The following is a 519-nucleotide window of genomic DNA, read 5'->3' as shown; positions in this document are numbered from 1 at the left end:
GTTCCAGCTACGGGAAGTCGGGTCTGAACGCCCGTTAGAGTCGTGGTTATACCCCAACTCCACAACGCGCAGCGTCCAACCTGCAAAACGGTAATCGGTGGCAAAAACGAGGAACAATTGCGGTTCGTAGTTGGTTTCACGAAACGGTGAAGACTCTTCGCTATTGGACAGTTGCCACCAGGATTTTTTCGTATAAGACGCACCCAATACCGAGTTCGGGCCTAAAATCCCACGCCACAGCGGAAACGCCAGGCTCAACTGAAACTTTACTTCATCCTTACGCGCATTTTCCGCCCAGTCGTAACTGGCAATCGCTTCTTTATTCAGATCGCTGGTTTGGGTATAGATGATGTAGTTGGTGTCATAAGGATAAAGGGTGAACGGATTGTCATGCTCCTGCAGCATATTGGCGATAATACTGCCACGCACCGCTGGCGCGTCATGCACCTCTTTCACCGTTGCCTCTTGTGCATATACTGCCATAGGCAACATAAACACCGGCAACAACCAGCCCTGCAG

At 50.9% G+C, this 519-nt stretch carries 1 protein-coding gene; it reads right to left on the bottom strand.

What is annotated here, in order from left to right; genetic code table 11:
• Positions 1 to 519: phospholipase A (locus tag AC5O77_RS22645; protein WP_494507282.1), on the bottom strand; the 519-nt coding region annotated here is incomplete at both ends.

This window comes from Stenotrophomonas sp. INTA L402-1 (assembly GCF_059295135.1).
The sequence above is the reverse complement of the archived record's forward strand: the minus strand, read 5'-3'. Positions and strand labels throughout refer to the sequence as shown.